We start from the raw sequence: 20,608 nt of genomic DNA on the forward strand, positions 1-20,608 counted from the left end.
CTTTGTATCTTGATGGTATTCCTTTAATGAAACGACTCTTTCAAGCTTGTTGCTCTACTAATGCTCCTCCTACTCTTGCTATACCTGTCTAAACCTTATTCTTTGTCTTTTTAAAAGAGCCGCACCCAAAACATTTGTCTGTCCAGTATTGGGATCCGCATCGGAGTCAGCGGTCTCATCACCACCCTGGTCTTGAGGAGAGAGATTGAGGTTGTCTGGGGGAATGAATTTCAGAAAGTAATCTCCCGCTGGCACGTTCGAGAAAAGGTAAACCCCATCATTACCGGTACCATCGGGAGCAGTTAAGGTAAACCCATAGAAACTATCGTCACTGGTACCAGGTTGACCATCACCTCCATCTTGCCACAACTCAACCCGCACCCCATTGATACCCAGTTCACTATTATCTTGAATCCCATTACCGTTTTGGTCATCCCAGACTAAGTCTCCAATGATGGCAGGGGTGGGGGGTTGAATCACAATGCCGACTTTGGGGGGTTCTGCGGGTAACAAGGTAGCTGCCGCACCGGATTGATCCGTTCGTGTCGAGACGAAAGCAAAGGAATTCCAGGCAATCTCGCCGTTGGTTGGTGCTCCAGCCGGTGCTCGCATTGGCCAGTTGAGGACCACCGACTCTAGGGGGTCGAGAACTAGGTTGCCCAAGTTAAACCTCAGAGCGGTGACCGCACTGGGGTCACTGGGAAAGGTAGTACTCCAGTCATTGACGCAGCCACTAGGCCAATTAAGGTCTTGACCATCACTAGGATTGGGACGGCAAGGATTGGAGTTGGTGGTGTATTCAACCGTAACACCAGGAATTGCCACGGTAACCGGACCAGCGAGATTAGGACGCCATTGGGAACCCCTGGCTGTACTAGTATTGAGCACTTGAGTATCACCGATGGCAGGCAACATATCGACTACAAGTATATTAGTCATCGGCACCGTGCCTTGATTGGTGATAGTCAGCTGGTAATCTACCTGTCCCCCCGGAACGGTGGTGCCACTAGTGGAGAAACTGGTATCGACCTCACCCTGAACTACCTTTTGTGAATCGAGGGTTGCGATCGCAGCTACGTCAACGTTTGCTGTTCTGCGACAAATCGTCTCATCGGTGATGCCATCCCCATCCACATCAACCGTATCCTGAGTTCTGCGGTTATTATTGTTGCAATCGAACACACTATCGTTGGACATGATGAATAATTCATTAGTCAACGAACCTGTACTCACGCCCTGCTCAACCACTGTATCGACATAGATTCTCAGCCACCTATTCTCTGGTATTTGGGTTCCTGTAATTTCCCAACGCAGCAACGTGCGACCGGTGCCGTTGTAGTTGGGAATCGCCTCGAAGTTGATGGGAGGGTCAGCGGGCAAACTACTCGATCCCCCATTGGTAAACCTCCAGGCACCCCCATAGTCAAGCCCTGCTGGCAGTAAATCGGCAATAATGGGATTGACATAATCTGCGGTAGCGCTCGACTCGTTGCGAAACTGTAGCCGAAATTCTATGGTGTCACCAGGAGCATAGGGTCCACTACTAGTTTCATCTGTTTTGTTTGGATTTAGGATCGCTTGTAATGCCGAGATTTCTGTCTCTTGGCACTTTTCCAGGGGGTTTGTTGGTGAATTGGGCGTCCAAGTCAGTTGGGCACAGTTCTTGATCGTCTCCCCAATCGAGCGGTCAGGCTGAACCTCTACAAACAGTTTTGGTCTATTACTGCCTCCTGTAGCTTGAAAACCTACTGGTACATTGGTGTACTCGAACTCAACCCCTGTCATGTATTCCCCTACTCCTAAGGTGATGTCAGTCCCAATGGTGAGGGTGGTGTTCTGAGGGTGTGAGGTACCGGCTGTCAAGGGGTTGAGATTAGTTTTGTAGCGGACAATCACATCCCCGGTGTAATTGTTGTATCTGCCTGTGCGAATTCTAGTGACCCGCACCTGATCTAAGAGGTTAATCCCATCGTCATTGACTTGATCTAGGTCGTCAGTGACTGTTAGAGTAGTCATCGGTACATTACCGGTATTTCTTGGGTCAAGCCGAAACTCAAATTCATTGCCAATAGCCACCTGACCCGAGAATGATTTAGAACTCAATGTGCCTTGATAGTTAGCGTCTGCAAAACCATGTTCAGCCTGACCATTTAAGTTCAACAAAGGGGTGCCATCAATCAGTTCTCCTGTTGCAGTAGCTGGGTTAATCACAGTACTATTGGCACCACTAGTGTTGAAGGTACCACTAGGATACTCAACAGAGACTTGTGCGTTGAAACAATTTCTGCCACTCTGAATAGTGAGGTTACCTACATTCCAAGTGACAACCCCTGAGTTATGGGTACCCTCATTGGTAGCACTAACAAAACTTGACCCAACCGGAAGAGTATCTTGTACAACGACATTTTGTAGGTTGAGACCACTCTCAAGATCCTGGTCATGGCAAAGCTTAATCTCATAGGTCACTGGTGAATCAAGAGCCGGATCACCATTGCTAGGAATCACCCGATTTTTCTCCAATGTCCACTTATTTAACGCAGCGTTTGAATCGATATCAGAGGTAACGCTTAGAGCCTCGGAGGTGGCATTCTCGGTATTAGAACTTGTCCCTTCGGCTAGGTTAATGGCTTGTGTATCGTTTACAGTCGTACCGGGGGGAAACTGGACTCGAATCTCCAAGTTTACAGGGGAACCTGCTGGAATGGGTGAATTATACTCAACGGTAACCAGTCCTGTATCCTCGTCATAGCTGACAGTAGCAGGACGTCCAGGAAGGATGCTGACATTGTTAGAAGACCAATCAATCTGAGGAGGGAGTTGGTCAGTAATCACCACATCCTGGCAGTCCTCATCCCCACTACAGGAGACGCGGATGGTGTAGATAAATTCTTGTCCTGATGGAACTTCTGTAATGATATTACCATCGGCATCATTAGCGACTTTCACCAACTGGAGTTCGGAAGCAGCCGATACTGGAGTAGCGTAACCTGCGATCGCACTGACTAACATCAAACTGCCAATCAGTGTATGGGGAAAAAACTGGGAAGGAAAACTTTTTCCTAGAGGATAGGGTAGACTTTTTGAACCCACATTGGGTGCGATCGCTTGGAGATAGTTCAATAAAGATTTCATGACTGGCCGCGATGAATAATGAGAATTGAGAAATTAAGCTAAACACGTTTTTAAGGACAAATCCCGTATCGAGAGATTACTCAGACGATAGGGCGTCAAACACAAATAAACTAAAACATAAATAAACTTTTGATCAGACACTGCCTGTCCAATTGGTTGTGCTTTAGGCCAAGTGAAAACCCGCTATAGTTAGTCAGTAAATCTCCCTAGTGAGAACACGGCTTTTTCCTTAATTAGTAGTGCTATTTTTTGTGCGAGCAGACCTTGTCTTGATACAGTGGCTCATGGGTTAAACCCCCATGAGGCCACTGCATCGCTTTTAAGCTTTGCCTAAAACAGATTAAAGCGATCGCACCCTAATTTTTCGCTGGTTTTAACTTGTCTAGTTAAACTATTGTTATTGTCCTAATCTAGGATTGCTTCATTTAAGCTGCTTTTGCCTAGAGAGAATTACTGAAATTTCACCGGAAATTTAAAAATTGTAAATGGGTGATATCGGTGAATTACACATCATCATGTTTACGGCAGCAGCTTCTTAACTGGAATAGCACTGAGTTAAAAGTTGGAAAAGACTTAAGATCGGGATAAAAGAGGGAAGATGGGGAGGATTGAGAAGTAGAAGTATTGAGTGGCTTGACAAAACTTAATATAAATAGTTATAGGAGTTCTATAAACTGAAAAATTGCTAAAAATATAGGCTCTGCCATACCTGTGGTGATCAGCTGTTAGGCATTAAAAATGCCTAACAGCAAGGCATAACGCGGAAGCAATACATCGCGCTCGTTATAGATTTACAACAGAAAGATGCACCGCGTTTTCACTCGGTGCATCCCTACTCCCTATTTCCTTTAGAGTCTAAAAATTCTCCCGATTCCGATTTGCCTGCTCCATCTTTTCTACAACCAGGTCTATGGGCATCATTCCCAATTCCCCAGCGGCACGGGTACGAATATTCAAACTGTTTGCTTCGACTTCCTTGGCACCAATCACACTCATCACCGGGATTTTAGCCTTTTCGGCATTACGAATTGCTTTACCGAGCCTTTCCCCACTGGTATCGACTTCTGCTCGAATGCCATGCGATCGCATTTTTGTTGCCATTTCCTGAGCAAAAGGCAACTGTGCGTCCCCGACTGGTAACAATCGTGCTTGTACTGGTGCTAACCAGAAGGGGAAGTCTCCCCCATACTGTTCAATCAATATCCCAGTTAGCCGCTCGATAGACCCAAAGGGGGCACGGTGAATCATAACCGGGCGTTGGCGAGTGCCATCTTCTGCCACATACTCCAAATCAAATCGTTCTGGCAAGTTGTAATCCACCTGTACCGTTCCTAACTGCCATTCCCTGTCGAGGAGATCCTGGAAGATAAAGTCCAGTTTCGGGCCATAAAATGCCGCTTCCCCTGGTACTTCAACGGATTCCATGCCCAAGGTATCTACAGCACGGCGAATTGCTCCTTGGGCTTTTTCCCAAGCCTGATCCGAACCAATATACTTATCCGAGGCCGGGTCACGGAAACTCAACCGTGCTTTAAATTTCTTCATTTGCAGAGTTTTGAACACTGACAGGATTAAATCCACCACATTGAGGAATTCCTGATCCAACTGATCTGGCATCACAAATAGGTGAGAATCATCCACCGTGAAACCGCGCACCCTGGTCAACCCCCCCAGTTCCCCAGATTGCTCATAGCGATATACTGTACCAAATTCTGCCAAGCGCATGGGCAACTCCCGGTAGGAGCGCAATTCACTCTTATAAATTTGGATATGGAAGGGGCAATTCATCGGCTTTAGGACAAATCCTTGTTCTGCGGCTGCTGCTTCCTCATCCTCAGCCATCATCGGGAACATATCCTCTTTATAGTTCTGCCAGTGACCGGATACCTTAAACAAGTCCACTCGACCAATATGGGGTGTCTCCACTGGTAGATAACCTCGTTTAAGCTGTTCTTGGGTGAGGAAATCTTTCAAAAGGGTACGCAAAACCGTTCCTTTTGGGGTCCACAGGGGTAATCCTGGTCCCACCGGGTCAGAAAAGATAAACAGTCCCAGTTCTTTACCCAGCTTACGGTGATCCCGTTTCAGGGCTTCTTGCTTACGGCGCTTATATTCCTGTAGTTGCTCTGGGTTTTCCCAAGCTGTACCATAAATGCGCTGGAGTTGAGTATTACTCGCATCCCCTCGCCAGTAAGCCCCAGCCACACTTTCTAATTCAATGGCCTTCGGGTTGATTTCACTGGTATTTTCCACATGGGGACCAGCACACAAATCCCACCACTCATCCCCCAGGTGGTAAATCGAGATCGGGTCTTCTAAATCTGCCAAAATTTCCAGTTTATAGGATTCACCCAGTTCCTTGATCCGCCGTTGAGCTTCTTCCCGTGGCACCTCTTCCCGAATTACCGGAAGCTTCCGCTTAATGATTTTGACCATTTCCTTTTGGATTTTCTTTAGGTCTTGCTCAGTAAACGGTTCTGGCTGATCAAAATCATAATAAAAACCATTTTCAATCCAAGGGCCGATAGTCACCTGAGCCTTCGGAAATAGCTTCTGGACGGCCATCGCCATCACATGGGAGGTCGTATGACGGATTCTTTGTAGGGTCTCGGATTCGCTAGTACGGGGCAAATGAATTTTTTCAGGCTGTTCGGAGGGTTCTGAGTTAAGCATCGGTGACTGTTCTATGGAATTGAATAATGCGTTATGACCGTAACACCAATTTTGTGCTATTCCTCTATGATACAAACCTTGTTTTGATGCAAAGCGCGAGTGGGGGAAACCACGGCAGTCGCTCATGGGGGGGACCCCCTTTGGCGGCGCTGCCTCCCCTGTTCCCTTGCTGCATCGCTAGTTTTTGGTAAAGTACATGTTTCTGGCGTAGTACTCTCTCAATTTAGTTTTAAGGGCAACGGGTTACGGGTTACGGGTTGGCGTAATGGTTTTGGTACTTAATGGATAACACAGATGCATAGTACAAGGGTGCCTAATTGGCTAAAGTCCATTGTAGATCATGTCCGGATAATTCCCCTATATCACAATTTGCCCCATCTGACCATCTGACCATCAATCGTCTTGATGATGGGTATTAAACCGCACTTGAGCTTACCCCTCAATTCAATTTTGAGGCAGTAGTAGTCTCCCACAAGTGTTAAGGGTTATGTGATAAATTGTAAAAAAATGTAAATATAATTAAGGTAGACTATGAAAAAATAAACAGTTTTAATATCATGAATCAACCCCAGCCATCAACACCGGAGTTACTCAAAACCATATTGGAACCGCTACTAGTAGATTTTGACTACTGGTTTGAGCGATCGCTTTCGTTGTTAGAAACTGAAGATATCACCTTTTTGACCAAGGAGGAACAATCTGACCTACTAAAGCGGGTAAAGGAAGCCCAGCAGGAGGTAAATACAGCTAAAATGCTTTTTAACGCTACCGATGGTCAAGTAGGAGTTGAACTTTCTACCATGATGCCATGGCACCAATTAGTGAGAGAATGTTGGGGAGTGGCAATCCGGTGGCGATCATTGGCATCCGGTGCATCCGAGTCAGCGGCTTCAGGGAATGACTAATCTTGACGCGCCTAGATTCAGGAAATGATTGAGGATATAGTGGACTACCGTTTGTTAAAGTTAACTAACCACCTATAAAAAGCCGTTTTTTATCCCTGAGCAAGACAAGGAGTTAAAGACCAACTATTCGGTCGGGAGGACAATACGATGTTACACCTAATTTATCTAGTTGCCTTTACTGTTCTAGCATTTTTAGCAATTGGAAATTTAATTCGCAACCTATTAAGTTTGAGTTTTGATTCCCAGCGTTCTTTCTCAGCATCGGGAAAATCACCCACCCAATGGGGACGGAATCAAGTGAATGCCAATCCATCTCCTGCTAAGTCAGTACCGCACCCGGAACTGCTTGATGATAGTGGCAACCCTATTAATGAACCCCTGTTAGTGATGCGGTCAATGACCGTTGAAGACGCTCGCCAACAGTTAGACGCTATATACAATTCTTCTCCCGGTAACAGCAAGGGGAAGACAGAAGAAAACCAATAGTCTATTGATTTCAGGTTAAGGCTAGACAAAGGGAAAGGGGATAAGCAAAACTATTTCCCCTGACCGAATTCGTTGCTCGACAAACTATAGCGCTGCAAGCCGGGAATAGGGTATAGGGTATAGGGTATAGCGATGCAGCGCTGAATCGATTTTCCTTGACAGACAGCATTAAATTATAAGTATTCAACTGAAATCGATCTGATTTATTTGCCATAGGCAAACCAACTTGCATTAGCGCTGTAAACCCGCGTGTCTCCCCAGGTTTCCAATACATAATGAAACCCCTCTCGATTGACATGAGTTACATCAACTTTTAATCGGAGATTTTCATCATTATCACTATCGATATCGTTTAAAGCAATATAAACCACAGGATCGGAAGAAAAGTTCGTATTAAACTTTTTCTCACCTGATATTCTTCGTCTGCCATCACCTTTTGATAAATTCCCTTCCCTAACAGAAATTTCTCCACTCTCCAGTTTAATCTGTGAACTAGCCACTTCTTCGATACTTCTAGAGATAGTAATCAACTGATTACTATCTTGAGTTAAGTTATTGATCCGTTCAACTATATCTCCCAAGGCGACTGGGTCTGATTCTATAAGAGCATTAAGTTTTTTCTCTATAGTAGAAGCGTTGATATCTAAGCTTTGCACCTTACTATTTAGATATTGAGCTTGTTTTTGATAGTCTTGAGTTTGGGTTTTGATAGTTTGAGTTTGTTGCTGAAGAACTTGCAGATCAACTCGGTTATCAAATAGAGAGTTATTTATACGTTTGTTGAGTTTATCAAGTTGTTTTTGTTGATCTTTGATATGTCCTTTTACCGAACTATCAACAAGACTAGACATAACTACAAAACCACTGACTGTGGTGAATAGGGTAGTGAAAAGCAACAAGCCAATCACTAGGTGAAATTGTGTTCTGAATTCCTTCCTTAGTTCCTCAGCTATTTTGGGTGAAAATAGTTGTAATTCTGTATAAATTAAAGCTCTGATATCTGTAGAGCGCTTATCCAGATAACTTCGGTAGGTATCTAGTTCTTTCTTGAGATCATCTCGTTCGCTTCTTAGGCGATCGATAGTTTTTTTAAGTATGTCAAAATCATTCATAGTAACCAACTAGCTAAATACCGACAATTCCATAGATAAGCTGTTCAGCATTTAGATTGGGATACCTAAATTACTCAAAGGGAACAGGGAACAGGGAACAGGGAACAGGTAATAACCAATTTAAATGCACATCAGCTTAGTAATCAAGTCTCTCCATTGTCAGCCATGCAAAGCGCGAGTGGGGGAAACCCCCGCAGGTAGGGCTTTGGTGCGCTAACCGTAGGCGAATTAAATTCGCGCTTATTGTCGCACCTGAGGCATCGCTATGGGCTGTTATAGCTGAAATTGCTCAATTCGCCAACTACAGAGGCTGATCTGATGGCACCCAGGATAATCCATAGTGAACAGTAAATGGTGATAGTAAATGGTGATAGTAAATGGTGATAGTAAATGGTGATAGTAAATGGTGATAGGTAGGGGTTTAGCAGAATTCTCTGTTACCCATTACCCATTACCTACTATAGCGCTAGTTGCTCTAATCATTGAACTCTGTTAAATAATGCTTCGTGAGACCGGGAGCTGGGGAGATTCCGGAGATCTAAATCTAAATTTATAAATTTTCTAATCAACTGAGACGATCAGCATCAGCCAAAGGATTCCAGACTTAATGCTCATGGTGAGGGGCATTACGTACCTTCCTGATTGTATAGGGCAAAACCCCTACCAGCAGAGCAAAGGCTTCATCTGGCAGTTGGGCAATAGTGTTGGCATCAAAACCAAATCCCTCAAACTGTTCAAGAATCTGTTGGGTTCGTTGTATAGGACTTGGATATTCTGTAATTTGTTTAGTCAGTCGAATCCATTGCCGCCGAATCAAATAAGCACGCCGTCGCTCCTCAGCTGATTCTGGAGAAATCAATGATAGATTGCCCACTGGCACTACTCCCTGACAATCAAGATCAAATATTCCTCCTACAGCCGAACCTGGTCCTGCAAATTCTGCATGGTAGTGTTTATATATGATTAGGCCATTGCGACGCCTACTATTAACAATTAACAATTGTTTATCCCGAAATTGCGAGAGAATTTCTGATGGCTGTGAGTCTCTCATCTTGTTCTTGCAGGGGTTCAGGCTTTCCTGGTTCATGCCACTTAGGGGTTGAGGATTGGCGAGACCCTGGTTGTGAGCAACCACCTCCTTTGGGTAAAAAGCTATCTGGTAATAGTGTTGGTATTTACTCTCCATCTCAAACTATATGGCGTAATATCGAGCGAGCAGGTAAGCACCCAAGCTAAAAGCCCCGATCCACTTTCCTTAAATAACTGTAAGTTTTTTAAAATACACAAAACGGAGAGTCAAGTCTTGTTTAACTACCATTTCCAACTATAAACTTGGGTTTAACCTAAGTTACTAGTTATCAAAAAACACCTCAAAATGGCTTCAAGACACCAAAACTTTGTATTGCTAGATACTAGATTATAGATTATTGGTATCAATAGCTACAATTTATCGGTACAAAGCAAATTTTGTGGTTTAGTACGGTAGATCTGATGGGATTTACAAGTAGACCGTAGCACAAATCAACTAAATTTCTCCACCAGCGAGGTCTTCAAACACTAATTTTCTTGAAAGCTTTATCAATAACCCCCTTTTTGATCTGTTATCAAAAACGATACTCTGCTACAGATAGTCTGAACAAAAATAAGTTATTAAAACATATTTTGTTTGTTTTGTCAATGTGATAAATCACCAAATGTAAAATATATCTGTTATTCGTCAGCTTGATAACTCCATTATGACGAAATTCAGCCTACTGAGACAGACTCTGACCCTGTAAACTAAGACCAGCAGGATTAATCTGCTTGTGTAAGAGCAGGCGTTTGGGAAGCCTAAGCAATCCTCCGGTATAGCTTGGTTCTACCCGATGCAGTTCATATCCCCTCTTGAGATAAAGTTGCCTGGCCTGATAATTGTTTTCCAAAACATGCAAGTAGAGGTCTTGAAAGCCCCATTCTAGGGCAGTTTGCTCACAAGCCAATAGCAAATTTTCCCCGACTCCTTGCCGCCGACAAGACTTTCTGACAGCCAGATTGGAGATGTAAAGATGTTGGCAGTTAGGCTTTGGCCAACAATAGCGAGAACGGAGTGTTAGCTCTACAGTACCAGCTAGGAGCTGACTGGTACCAGCAGAACCGGGAACGGTAGTGACGGCGACTAAACACAGGTAATGGGGTAAACTAGATCGCAGTCTGTGGCGCAAATCTTCGTAAATACCCAGTCTTAATAGAGGGTGAACCCAGCCGATGAGCCCTTTTTGAGGGTGAAAGCTATCTGCAAGAATATCTGCTAAGGTGCTAATATCCTCAGATTGAGCAGCACGTATAGTGACTTGAGATATACCACCAGCCAAGGGATCTTGACCAGTAGGGACAGATTTATGAAGGGTTAAGAAAGAAAAGCAGGAATCCACAACTACAAAATTAAAATTATTTGGGAATGGTAAACTCTAACTAAAGTATGTAGACTATACCCCGAAGGGGTTCTAAGTTCCCCCCCCTAGCTTCCCTTAGGTTCAAGGAACCAGAAGGTATATGGCTAAGAACTCAGCAAGGAGGTATGAGCAATTGAGCTCGAAACTAATTACCCAATTTCAGGCCAGGTAAATATTAAGGTAAATAGGAGACATTAAACGTTATACTTCATAATTAATACCTTTTTGAGAAGTTTGATCAAAATCCGCTGACGGGATTAGCAAAGCGTGATTCCCGACCACCTTAAACTAGAAAGTCTTCAACCTCAGGTAGTTCACACACCTTAAACTAGAAAGTCTTCAACGTCAGGTAGTTCACATTATTCTATCTCTATTGAAATATGACGAATCATAAGACTGACTGGACCCCAATCATTAAGAAATTTGTTGCGATAGTAGGCAAAAATGGTGTGGTTCAACGTCGTGAAGAATTGCTGACCTATGAATGTGATGGTCTGGCCAGCTATCGCCAACGACCAGCGGTAGTAGTGCTACCACGCACTACCGAACAAGTCTCAGAGGTGCTTAAGATATGCGATCGCTATTCTATCCCGTGGGTGGCACGGGGTGCTGGTACCGGATTATCCGGTGGTGCTCTACCTATAGAAGATGGTGTGTTGATTGTCACTGCCCTAATGAAGGGGATCCTGGACATTGACCTGGAAAATCAGCGAATCGTAGTACAACCAGGCTTAATCAACAACTGGGTGACCCAAGCGGTAAGTGGTGCGGGTTTCTATTATGCCCCTGATCCCTCCAGTCAAATTATTTGTTCCATTGGTGGCAATGTGGCTGAGAACTCTGGTGGTGTCCATTGCCTAAAATATGGCGTGACCACTAATCACGTCATGGGGTTAAAATTGGTTCTTCCTGACGGTTCAATCGTGGATGTAGGGGGATCAGTTCAAGAAATGCCTGGTTACGACCTAACGGGCTTATTTGTTGGTTCCGAAGGCACCTTGGGGATCGCTACAGAAATTACCCTGCGCATCCTCAAGAGACCAGAATCAATTTGTGTCCTCCTAGCGGACTTTAGTAGCATTGAAGCTGCTGGTACTGCGGTTACTGACATTATTGGTGCTGGGATCATTCCTGCGGGTATGGAAATGATGGATAATCTCAGCATCAATGCGGTAGAAGACGTAGTGGCAACAGGTTGTTATCCGAGGGATGCTGGAGCAATATTGCTGGTAGAACTGGATGGCTTAAAGGTAGAAGTGGACACTAATAAACAGCGGGTTGCCCAACTGTGTAAACAGAATGGGGCAAGAAATATCACCACGGCTAGTGACGAAGAAACCCGCCTGAAATTATGGAAAGGTCGCAAAGCGGCTTTTGCTGCCGCAGGGAAGATCAGCCCCAATTATTTCGTCCAAGATGGGGTGATTCCTCGCACTGAGTTAGCAGGGGTTTTAAGGGAGATTGAGGCATTAAGCGAGAAATCTGGGTACACAATAGCTAACGTATTTCACGCGGGTGATGGAAATCTACACCCCCTAATCTTGTACGATGAAAAGGTGCCTGGGGCATTAGAAGAGGTAGAAAATGTTGGTGGCGAAATCCTCAAACTCTGTGTGAAAGCAGGGGGTAGTATATCTGGCGAACATGGGATTGGTGCGGATAAGAACTGTTTTATGCCAGATATGTTCACTAAGGTGGACTTGGAAACAATGAAATGGGTTAATCAGGTATTCAATCCCAAGGGTTTAGCCAATCCAGGCAAGGTATTTCCGACACCCCGGACTTGTGGAGAGGCAGCAAATGCCGGAAAAACCAAGGAATTTGAATCTATCGAGCGTTTTTAAACTAAGTTTCGTCAGTTCGACATGAGCCTTCGTTATCCAGGAGTCAAGAGCTTTGAGTTAGGTTGAGATCAGGTCAAGAAATTTCCTTTCCCTATTATCTTTTGCCTTTTCCCTTTTGCCTTTTGCCGTTGCCAGTCAGTCGCTGCTTTTCTTGCCAAGCCACAAAGCAAATTCCCCACAAAAAACTCAAACTGACGAATAATCCTGAAGGATTACCAAGACTAAATAACAGCAAGACGAAAAAAAAACTACCAAGTTGAGCCGTTTGCTGGAGTAGGGAATTCAACCCAGCTTTGGCTTCTTGCTCCAAAGTCAGTTTGTTACGGCTTAACTTCATTCTAAAACCAACAAGGAAAATACCATTACCGATTGAAAACTGCTATATCGAAAATTTACTAAATTAAAAATTATTGAAATCTGCCCATAAACGACCAATTATGCGACCAGCAATCAGGATCCAGAGCAAAAAATTAGCGGCACCGATGATTAAGCTGGCATAAAATTGGACACCAATGGTACTATCTAGACAAACACTAAAATCTAAGAAGCTGTTGGAGAGAATTAACTGCCCGATTAAACTAGGAATGTAGAGGATTACAAGCAGAGCGATCGCATCCTGAAGGCTCAAGTATACACTTCTCCACATATCCCCTAGTAAAGCTTTACCAAGCTTATCCACAGAAGTCCATATATGTTGCATCAGATTTCTTGGAAGCACAAATGTGATCTGGCCGGTTTTGACACTAAGCCAGTATTCATTTCCACCGAACCGAGATCCGGATACTGATGTATGGTGGTTTGTTGAAGGTTGATCAAGGGCGAGGTACTTCACCCCCTTGAAAACTGCTAAAGGTTTGCACCTCCGTCGGCCCCGAGCAATCCCTCGCGGCCTAGGGTCGCACCTTAGGGTATGATTCCCTGTTGCGGTTCGGTGTAGGCTAGATTAATGTAGAAGCATCATTTCCCGGTAGTCTAGATGTCTACTAAACCCAAAATTCATCCGAGAACTACCCAAGTCAGTGACTGGTCAATTGAGCAGTTGCCCGGATTAAGTATTCACGATCAATCAAAACTCAAAGCATTGGGCATTACCACCACTAGGGAATTGCTCCAAAAGGCAAGCAGTGGCCAAGCTAAACAAGCGCTAGCTAACCAGTTAAAGGTTAAGACTCAGTACGTCAATAAATGGGTCGCCCTAGCCGATTTAGCTCGTATCCCTAGCATTGGCTGCCAATATTGTGGACTAGTGTTACATGCAGGAATATGCTCTTTAACCCAACTAGCTCAGACTCCCCCTCACCGCTTGCACCAAAATATTTTACGGCTACAGGTAGCAACCATGAAGCGCCGAGACCTTTGTCCTGGTGTTGATCAGGTGGCACGATGGACTAAACAAGCACGAGATTTAGCTATAGCAAAGGGAACAGGGAATAGGTAAAAGGGAACAGGGAACGAAAATTATCACAATTCATAATGGTACTCTATCATCATTGGTGATTTGTTGATTGTTAATTGTTATTTGGCATTTTCAATTTGCCATATTTAGGCACTCCTGCTTTATTCCTTAACCAACACTCCATTGAGGAAAATATCAGCAATGCCTTCTGCCATTTCTTGAATCTCTTTGGGGGAGGCATCTGAATCGAGGATGGTATTGTGGCTGAAACCAGCAACGGCAAACATGCCCAAGAACACCTGAGCCAAAATCTTGGGGTTCATAGGGCGATAAATGCCTCGCTCAATGGCGGTTTCAAAAAAGGCTTCAGCCACATCGGTCATTTTAATAATTACTTCTGACTGAATGCGATCGCGCAATTCTGGGTGGAATTGGGCTTCCATAAAGCATACTCGCATCAGATCCGCATTCTCACCCATACGCATCATTCGCCGCCGCATCATCTGTGCTACTGCTTTATAGCTGCCCATTTCACTGAGTTCTGTGAGCAAATCGGTGAGAATGTCTACCCAACCCTGGGTGGCGACTTCAATCAGGATGGCTTTTTTGTTTTCAAAATGACGAAATAGGGTACCTTCAGCGACCCCAGCAGTACTGGCTAACTCCCTGGTGGTTGTCCCGTTATAACCTCGACTGGCAAACAAACGTCGTGCTGCTTTCAGGATACGTTGCCTGGTCTCTGTCTCTGACTGAGTTGGCTGATTTATTATTCCCATGGGTGTCAAAATGAAACTTGTAGCGCTATTATCCAAATTGTCCAACACTTCACCCCATAATTGTCAAATTTGAGACAGAGTTGGCTTGAGCTTCTAGTAGTAGGTGATGGTAATCATGCCTTGATTGTGACCAAAAATTTGGGTTTCAAGCTGGCCTTTGGCCACGCTACTTGAGGTGCCCATAAACGGGCGATTTTTCCGGAATTTGTCAAGGCAAAGGTTTATAATACAATAATTGTGTAGAAAGCGCACAGGTAGGATTCGTCGGTACTACCTGATTCAATAACGACGTAAAGCGATGCTAGTACACGAGGCGCGAAAAACCTCGCCGGTGCGCTTTCCGTTCTCCGTAGGAGACGCTTCGCGAACGGCTAATTAAATTCGCCACGGGTCGCACCGCTAAAACGCATGGGTCTTAACGGATACCGAAAACCAGTAAAGTAGCAAATTCAAAATATATAACGTACCGTGGGGCACACGGGAACGAGGGAAGGGAGAAACAGTTATATTAGACACTCCTAGTACCTAGCGCTTAGGGAGATAAGCCCACTGGGATTAGTTAAGTTAGGCTTGATGCTTGGTTGCTGATTGAACGGGTATTTGGCTTGAATATTGCCTTTCAGGATAGCTAATTTTAAGGCGTGTCGTAGAACTAAGAATCCCCGTTCTTACTTCGGCGGGGAGTGTCAAACACTTGATGAAGAGACGCTAGCTTATTAGTTGTTAACCTCACGCCGCCTCTAGGCGGTACCACTACATCCCACCCTAGAAAGCGGTGGGCGTTGTGGGAGAGTTCTGTAAGTTCGTTACTGCCACCCTTGTATGACTAAACAGAATGGATTGGTCGTGTTTCTCCAGCGTGTTGCTGATCACTTAAGACCACTTCGGTGCTTATTCAAGACAGGATCTATCAAGTCCCTATCGATTTTATCTTATCTGGGGGCAGCAATCCTAATCTGGGGAACATTCTCGACTATTGCATTAGCCCGTACTGAAACCCCAGCATCACCCTCAACCTCAATCCAACCCTATCTAGACCGGGTGATCCAACGGGTAACTGAGTTTACCCTGGATAATGGCATGAAGTTCATTGTCCTGGAAAACCACGAAGCACCAGTAGTTTCTCTTCTTACCTATGCCGATGTAGGTGGTGTGGATGAACCGGATGGCAAAACCGGTGTGGCTCACTTCTTAGAACATTTAGCGTTTAAAGGTACCACCCGGATTGGTACTACCAACTATGAGGCAGAAAAAAGTCTGCTGGACAAGTTGGACGAATTGAAGAAACAAATTAAAGAGTATCAAGCCACTGGGAATGAGGCAGAGGTGGCTAAGTTACAGGAAGAGTTTGCCGAAGTCGAAGCTGAGGCGGCTAAGTATGTCCAGCAGAATGAGTTGGGTCAAATTATTGAGCAATCAGGAGGCGTGGGCTTGAATGCGGCAACGTCTACAGATTATACGGTGTACTTCTACAGCTTGCCATCGAACAAATTAGAGCTGTGGATGTCCCTAGAGTCGGAACGTTTCCTTGAGCCAGTATTTCGAGAATTTTATAAGGAACAAGAGGTAATCCTCGAAGAGCGTCGTCTGCGCACTGATAACTCTCCGATCGGTCAAATGATTGAGGCGTTCTTGGATACTGCCTATACCAAGCACCCTTATCGGCGTCCGGTGATTGGCTACAACAAAGACATTCGCAATCTCACTCGCCAAGATGTCCAGGAGTTTTTTGACACTTACTATAGTCCGAATAACTTAACTGTAGCTATTGCCGGAGATGTGGACCCAAAGCAGGTGAAACGCCTAGCTAAAGTCTACTTTGGACGCTACAACCATCAAAGCGAAATCCCTCAAGTCACTACGGTAGAACCACCACAGGCCGAAACCAAGGAAGTTACCTTGAAATTACCCTCCCAACCCTGGTATTTGGAAGGATACCATCGACCAGGGATTACCCATCCTGACCATGTGGTTTATGAAATTATGGGCAATTTGCTCAGTGATGGTCGAACCTCTCGCCTATATAAGTCTCTGGTAGAAGGGAAACAAGTAGCCCTATCGGCGGCAGGGTTTAGTGGCTTTCCTGGTGATAAATATCCTAATTTAATGTTGTTCTATGCCCTAACTGCACCAGGACACACGGTAGAAGAGGTGGCAAGTGCATTGGAAGAAGACATTGAAAAGCTCAAAACTGAACTAGTTTCACCCCAAGAATTGGAACGGGTAAAAACTCAGGCAAGGGCTAGCCTATTGCGATCGCTTGATTCCAATATGGGTATGGCCAGAAATTTGGCAACCTATGAGGTCCAAACCGGTGATTGGCGTAACTTGTTTAAGGAAATAGAAGATATAGAGAAAGTGAGTGCAGAAGACATTCAGCGGGTGGCTCAGGCAACCTTTCGACCAGAAAATCGCACGATTGGACGGATTTTACCAAGTCAGTAACTCAACGGTTCAAGGTTGATCTCATTTTAAAGTTGAAGGTTGATATCAGTTGAAGGTTGAAGGTTGAATGTTAGGAGGTTAAAGGTTGAAGGTTAAAGGTTGAATGTTGTTTTGTTGTTCATGCCCAGGGGTCTGATGTAGGGTAGGTGGTTTGGTTGAAGGGTAAAGGTTCTCATCGGCAACCTTCAACCTTGGCCTATTGGCCACGCGTGCGCGTTCAACCGGTTAACTTTCAACCTTCAACTGGTTAACCTTCAACTGGTTAACCTTGGCCTATTGGCCACGCGTGCGCGTTCAACCTCCAACTGGTTAACCTTGGCCTATTGGCCACGCGTGCGCGTTCAACCTTCAACCTTCTAACTTTCAACCTTCAACCTTCTAACCTTCAACCTTCTAACCTTCAACCTTCTAACCTTCAAGCTTCTAACCTTGGCCAAAAGGCCACGCGTGCGCGTTCAACTTGGTAACCAACAACTACTGATCCAATTACCCATCACGAATGACCAATGACCAATCTAAAATCGAAAAGCCAAAATCCCAAATACCTGAAATGGATCGGGCTACTAGTGGTGACAATGCTAGTGGTAGTGCTTGTTTCTCGTCTACCAGCAATAGCTGATACCCCACGCCATTACGATGAATTAGACTTTGACCCGTTACCAGCAATTCAGCTACCGGACTACACTCGGTATCAGTTAGATAATGGGATGGTGGTCTATTTGATGGAAGACCATGAATTGCCTTTGGTGAGTGGTACAGCAATGATTCGCACGGGGGATCGCCTTGAGCCTGCTGACAAAATTGGCTTAGCGACTATGGCGGGAGTTGTGATGCGTACTGGGGGTACCACTGAACACTCAGGCAATGATTTAAATGTGCTTTTAGAAGAAAAGGCAGCTTCGGTGGAAACTAGTATTGATACTAGTTCTGGCAGTGCAAGTTTTAGTGCTTTGAGCGAAGATTTGGACTTGGTCTTTGATTTGTTTGCTGAAGTTATTCAAAAGCCCGCCTTTGCTAAAGCTAAGCTGGCCCTAGCTAAACAGCAACTAGCGGGACAAATTGCGCGCCGCAATGATGATCCTGGTGATATTGCTTCTCGTGAATTTAGGAAACTGATCTACGGTGACACTAGCCCCTATGCCCGCACGATAGAGTATGAGCATCTAGACAATATCTCTCGTAATGATTTAATCAGTTTCTCTCAGAGGTATGTATATCCAGAAAATATGATACTGGGTATTGTGGGGGATTTTGACTCCGCAAAAATGCGATCGCTAATTGAGGAGAAATTTGGGAGTTGGAAATCTGCCTCTGCGCCAGCACAGCCAGAGGTGCCAGATGCATCCCAGGCTCAGTTAGGGGGTATATTTTTTGTGGATCAACCTCAACTGACCCAAAGTAATATTCAAATGGGACATATCGGGGGCAAACTCAATAGCCCTGACTACGCCGCCCTTTCTGTGTTAAATGAGGTGATGAATGGATTTGGGGGCAGACTATTTAACGAAGTGCGATCGCGTCAAGGTCTAGCTTACTCGGTCTACGGGGTTTGGAGTGTTCGCTATGACTATCCGGGTTTGTTTATTGCTGGGGGACAAACTCGCTCTGAAACCACGGTACCCTTTATTAAATCCGTTCTAGATGAAATCCAGAAACTTCGCACTAGTCCGATTAGCTCAGAAGAATTGGCTAAGGCAAAAGAAAGTGTTCTCAACTCCTTTGTGTTCAACTTCCAGAAGCCAGAGCAAACCCTATCTCGGCTGATGCGCTATGAATACTATGGCTACCCAGAGGATTTCATCTTCCGTTATCAAAAGGCAGTCACAGCTACTACCATTGAGGATGTACAGCGGGTTGCCGAACAGTATCTCAAACCTGAGCAGATTGTTACGGTAGTTGTGGGCAATGCTTCCCAAATCAAACCAGCCCTGACTAGCCTTTCCCAGGACATCACCGTCTTAGATATTACGATTCCAGAACCACAAAACAGCTAGTAGATTAATGGCAAATTGTTAATGGTTAATGGTTAATAAAGAAAAAATCGATTCACCATTTGCCACATACAATTTGCCCTTTGCTATTCTCAATGCGTATTCTATTCCTACATCCCAATTTCCCTGCCCAGTTTCGCCACATAGCAACTGCTTTAGCTAAAGATAACCGCAACCAGGTTGTGTTTGGTACCAGGCGCAAGGAAGGGCAACTCCCTGGAGTGCTCAAAGCTCTTTACAATCCCTCTAGGGAAGCACGTCCAGAAACTCACCACTATGTTAGACCCTTAGAAAATGCCGTACTTCAGGGTCAAGGCGTATATCGCTTAGCCAATCAGCTCAAGGCTAAGGGATTTGTTCCTGATGTGGTCTATGGTCATTCGGGTTGGGGACCAACGTTATTTATCAAAGACGCTTTCCCCCAAGCCAGATTACTGTGCTACTTCGAGTGGTTTTATCATGCCCATGGCACAGATGCTGATTTTGATCCATCCGAGCCCCTAAACGCTGACGATGAAGCCCGGATTCGGATGAAAAATGCCCCGATTCTGTTAGACCTAGCCAGTTGCGATCGCGGATTGTCTCCCACTTACTGGCAGCGCCAGCAATTTCCAGCGGACTTCCACAGCAGAATTACCGTGCGTCATGATGGGGTGGACACCGAGTTCTTTAAACCCAATCCAGGGGCAAAGTTAGTACTAAAACAGATAAACTTAGATTTGTCTGAGGTGGAAGAACTAGTCACTTATGTGGCACGGGGCATGGAACCTTATCGAGGTTTTCCCCAATTGATCGAAGCAATCGGTATCCTTCAGCAGCGACGTCCTAACTGTCATGCTGTGATTGTCGGGGAAAATCGGGTGGCTTATGGTAAAACCCTACCTGATGGTAAAACTTACAAAGACTTGATGTTAGAAAAAGTACCCCTTGACCTAGACAGAGTCCACTTTACTGGTTTACTTCCTTACTCAGAATACTTACAAGTTCTTCAAGCTTCCTCTGTTCATATTTATCTTACCCGTCCTTTTGTTCTGTCTTGGTCGATGCTAGAATCCCTTTCTACAGGTTGTTTGGTAGTAGCGTCTGATACTCCCCCAGTGACAGAGGTGATTGAAGATGGGATTAATGGTTTGTTAGTAGACTTTTTCTCGCCAGAGGAAATCGCCGATCGGGTTGAGGAAGCTCTCGACCATCCAGAACAGATGGCTGCTATTCGTGCTAAGGCCAGGGAAACTATTCAACAGGGTTATGATTTAAATCAGTTATTATCCCAGCATTTGCAGTGGATACGAGAAAGTCAGTTGAAAGTTGAAGGTTGAAGGTTCAAGGTTAAAGGTTAGAAGGTTTAAGGTTGAAGGTTGAAGGTTAGAAGGTTAAAGGTTAGAAGGTTAAAGGTTAGAAGGTTTAAGGTTAGAA

At 44.8% G+C, this 20,608-nt stretch carries 16 protein-coding genes; 8 read left to right on the forward strand and 8 right to left on the reverse strand.

Annotation, left to right across the window (positions count from 1 at the left end):
- Positions 1-78: 78 nt before the first annotated feature.
- Positions 79-3,132, reverse strand: a complete 3,054-nt coding sequence (locus tag F6K46_RS27550; protein ID WP_293063183.1) for an SdrD B-like domain-containing protein — start codon at positions 3,130-3,132, stop codon at positions 79-81.
- Between the two features lie 855 nt (positions 3,133-3,987).
- Positions 3,988-5,805: a threonine--tRNA ligase gene (gene thrS / locus F6K46_RS27555; RefSeq protein WP_293063185.1), complete on the reverse strand. Its 1,818-nt coding sequence runs from the start codon at positions 5,803-5,805 to the stop codon at positions 3,988-3,990.
- A gap of 557 nt (positions 5,806-6,362) precedes the next feature.
- Here thrS and F6K46_RS27560 point away from each other — a divergent pair.
- Both F6K46_RS27560 and F6K46_RS27565 read left to right on the forward strand, forming a co-directional pair.
- Positions 6,363-6,710, forward strand: a complete 348-nt coding sequence (locus tag F6K46_RS27560; RefSeq protein ID WP_293063189.1) for a DUF2605 domain-containing protein — start codon at positions 6,363-6,365, stop codon at positions 6,708-6,710.
- A gap of 147 nt (positions 6,711-6,857) precedes the next feature.
- A complete protein-coding gene (locus tag F6K46_RS27565; RefSeq protein ID WP_070394201.1) occupies positions 6,858-7,196 on the forward strand; it encodes a DUF2973 domain-containing protein in 339 nt (112 codons plus the stop codon).
- 203 nt (positions 7,197-7,399) lie between these two features.
- Here the strand turns inward: F6K46_RS27565 and F6K46_RS27570 are convergent, their stop codons facing one another.
- The 3 genes from F6K46_RS27570 to F6K46_RS27580 form a co-directional block, all read right to left on the reverse strand.
- Positions 7,400-8,308 carry an H-type lectin domain-containing protein gene (locus F6K46_RS27570; RefSeq protein ID WP_070394200.1) on the reverse strand — a complete coding sequence of 303 codons (909 nt, stop codon included), beginning with the start codon at positions 8,306-8,308 and terminating at the stop codon, positions 7,400-7,402.
- 604 nt (positions 8,309-8,912) lie between these two features.
- Positions 8,913-9,494, reverse strand: coding sequence for a hypothetical protein (locus F6K46_RS27575; protein ID WP_070394199.1), 582 nt, complete (start codon positions 9,492-9,494; stop codon positions 8,913-8,915).
- 565 nt (positions 9,495-10,059) lie between these two features.
- Positions 10,060-10,719, reverse strand: coding sequence for a GNAT family N-acetyltransferase (locus F6K46_RS27580; RefSeq protein WP_293063193.1), 660 nt, complete (start codon positions 10,717-10,719; stop codon positions 10,060-10,062).
- Between the two features lie 401 nt (positions 10,720-11,120).
- On the opposite strand from F6K46_RS27580, the gene glcD reads away from it, so the two are divergent.
- On the forward strand, positions 11,121-12,584 hold the full coding sequence (gene glcD / locus F6K46_RS27585) for a glycolate oxidase subunit GlcD (RefSeq protein ID WP_293063195.1): 1,464 nt from the start codon (positions 11,121-11,123) through the stop codon (positions 12,582-12,584).
- 94 nt (positions 12,585-12,678) lie between these two features.
- Here glcD and F6K46_RS27590 read toward each other — a convergent pair whose 3' ends face one another.
- Both F6K46_RS27590 and F6K46_RS27595 read right to left on the reverse strand, forming a co-directional pair.
- Positions 12,679-12,921: a hypothetical protein gene (locus F6K46_RS27590; RefSeq protein WP_293063197.1), complete on the reverse strand. Its 243-nt coding sequence runs from the start codon at positions 12,919-12,921 to the stop codon at positions 12,679-12,681.
- A gap of 63 nt (positions 12,922-12,984) precedes the next feature.
- A complete protein-coding gene (locus F6K46_RS27595; RefSeq protein ID WP_293063199.1) occupies positions 12,985-13,284 on the reverse strand; it encodes a hypothetical protein in 300 nt (99 codons plus the stop codon).
- A 276-nt stretch (positions 13,285-13,560) separates the two neighbouring features.
- Between F6K46_RS27595 and F6K46_RS27600 the strand changes: the two genes are divergently transcribed.
- Positions 13,561-14,022 carry a DUF4332 domain-containing protein gene (locus F6K46_RS27600; RefSeq protein WP_293063201.1) on the forward strand — a complete coding sequence of 154 codons (462 nt, stop codon included), beginning with the start codon at positions 13,561-13,563 and terminating at the stop codon, positions 14,020-14,022.
- A gap of 119 nt (positions 14,023-14,141) precedes the next feature.
- Here F6K46_RS27600 and F6K46_RS27605 read toward each other — a convergent pair whose 3' ends face one another.
- Positions 14,142-14,756 (reverse strand): TetR/AcrR family transcriptional regulator, encoded by a 615-nt coding sequence (locus F6K46_RS27605; protein WP_293063203.1) that lies wholly within the window; start codon positions 14,754-14,756, stop codon positions 14,142-14,144.
- 822 nt (positions 14,757-15,578) lie between these two features.
- On the opposite strand from F6K46_RS27605, the gene F6K46_RS27610 reads away from it, so the two are divergent.
- From F6K46_RS27610 to F6K46_RS27625, 4 genes are all read left to right on the forward strand, one after another.
- The gene (locus tag F6K46_RS27610; RefSeq protein ID WP_143727730.1) at positions 15,579-17,201 is read left to right on the forward strand and encodes a pitrilysin family protein; all 1,623 of its coding nucleotides are present in this window, start codon (positions 15,579-15,581) and stop codon (positions 17,199-17,201) included.
- A gap of 323 nt (positions 17,202-17,524) precedes the next feature.
- A complete protein-coding gene (locus F6K46_RS27615) occupies positions 17,525-17,668 on the forward strand; it encodes a hypothetical protein (RefSeq protein WP_293063207.1) in 144 nt (47 codons plus the stop codon).
- 39 nt (positions 17,669-17,707) lie between these two features.
- Positions 17,708-19,195 (forward strand): pitrilysin family protein, encoded by a 1,488-nt coding sequence (locus tag F6K46_RS27620; protein WP_293063209.1) that lies wholly within the window; start codon positions 17,708-17,710, stop codon positions 19,193-19,195.
- 92 nt (positions 19,196-19,287) lie between these two features.
- Positions 19,288-20,511 (forward strand): glycosyltransferase family 4 protein, encoded by a 1,224-nt coding sequence (locus tag F6K46_RS27625; RefSeq protein ID WP_293063211.1) that lies wholly within the window; start codon positions 19,288-19,290, stop codon positions 20,509-20,511.
- Positions 20,512-20,608 lie beyond the last annotated feature (97 nt).

This window comes from Moorena sp. SIO3E8, assembly GCF_010692445.1.
In the GTDB taxonomy this organism is placed as follows: Bacteria; Cyanobacteriota; Cyanobacteriia; order Cyanobacteriales; family Coleofasciculaceae; genus Moorena; species Moorena bouillonii.